The organism is Microbacterium sp. KNMS, assembly GCF_053851835.1.
The window spans coordinates 1-1,789 of record NZ_JBSQBP010000051.1 but is presented as its reverse complement, the minus strand read 5'-3'; the positions used below and the strand labels follow the sequence as shown (position 1 = coordinate 1,789).

Sequence of the window (1,789 nt, the reverse complement as noted above, 5' to 3'; positions counted from 1 at the left end):
GGCCTCTGCGAACCCCGAAGGGCTCGAGATGCTCCTTAGAAAGGAGGTGATCCAGCCGCACCTTCCGGTACGGCTACCTTGTTACGACTTAGTCCTAATTACCGATCCCACCTTCGACAGCTCCCTCCCACAAGGGGTTAGGCCACCGGCTTCAGGTGTTACCGACTTTCATGACTTGACGGGCGGTGTGTACAAGACCCGGGAACGTATTCACCGCAGCGTTGCTGATCTGCGATTACTAGCGACTCCGACTTCATGAGGTCGAGTTGCAGACCTCAATCCGAACTGGGACCGGCTTTTTGGGATTCGCTCCACCTCACGGTATTGCAGCCCTTTGTACCGGCCATTGTAGCATGCGTGAAGCCCAAGACATAAGGGGCATGATGATTTGACGTCATCCCCACCTTCCTCCGAGTTGACCCCGGCAGTATCCCATGAGTTCCCACCATAACGTGCTGGCAACATAGAACGAGGGTTGCGCTCGTTGCGGGACTTAACCCAACATCTCACGACACGAGCTGACGACAACCATGCACCACCTGTACACCGACCAAAAAGGGGCGACTGTTTCCAGACGTTTCCGGTGTATGTCAAGCCTTGGTAAGGTTCTTCGCGTTGCATCGAATTAATCCGCATGCTCCGCCGCTTGTGCGGGTCCCCGTCAATTCCTTTGAGTTTTAGCCTTGCGGCCGTACTCCCCAGGCGGGGAACTTAATGCGTTAGCTGCGTCACGGAGACCGTGGAAAGGCCCCCACAACTAGTTCCCAACGTTTACGGGGTGGACTACCAGGGTATCTAAGCCTGTTTGCTCCCCACCCTTTCGCTCCTCAGCGTCAGTAACGGCCCAGAGATCTGCCTTCGCCATCGGTGTTCCTCCTGATATCTGCGCATTCCACCGCTACACCAGGAATTCCAATCTCCCCTACCGCACTCTAGTCTGCCCGTACCCACTGCAGGCCCGAGGTTGAGCCTCGGGTTTTCACAGCAGACGCGACAAACCGCCTACGAGCTCTTTACGCCCAATAATTCCGGATAACGCTTGCGCCCTACGTATTACCGCGGCTGCTGGCACGTAGTTAGCCGGCGCTTTTTCTGCAGGTACCGTCACTTACGCTTCTTCCCTGCTAAAAGAGGTTTACAACCCGAAGGCCGTCATCCCTCACGCGGCGTTGCTGCATCAGGCTTCCGCCCATTGTGCAATATTCCCCACTGCTGCCTCCCGTAGGAGTCTGGGCCGTGTCTCAGTCCCAGTGTGGCCGGTCACCCTCTCAGGCCGGCTACCCGTCGACGCCTTGGTGAGCCACTACCTCACCAACAAGCTGATAGGCCGCGAGCCCATCCCCAACCGAAAAATCTTTCCCACCACAGACCATGCGGCCATGATGCATATCCGGTATTAGCAACCGTTTCCGGCTGTTATCCCAGAGTCAGGGGCAGGTTGCTCACGTGTTACTCACCCGTTCGCCACTAATCCACCCAGCAAGCTGGGCTTCATCGTTCGACTTGCATGTGTTAAGCACGCCGCCAGCGTTCATCCTGAGCCAGGATCAAACTCTCCGTAAAAAACGAAAGCAGACACCCACCCGGGAAAACGGACAGGCACCTGCGAGTTCAATCATGACCAAAAAGGATGCCAAAAACTGACAACCATAAAATTTGATCCAAAGGAATTCTCAACCAGCCGAAGCTGGACGAGGATAATTTGGCATTTGACAAGTGCACGCTGTTGAGTTCTCAAGGATCAGACGCACCCAGCCCCACGACTCCCGCCGCGGCCCTCCGGGGCAAC

At 56.1% G+C, this 1,789-nt stretch carries 1 rRNA gene; it reads right to left on the bottom strand.

Going from position 1 to position 1,789, the window contains the following annotated elements:
• Nucleotides 1–39: 39 nt before the first annotated feature.
• Nucleotides 40–1,563, bottom strand: a 16S ribosomal RNA gene (locus ACWXWW_RS17785).
• Nucleotides 1,564–1,789 lie beyond the last annotated feature (226 nt).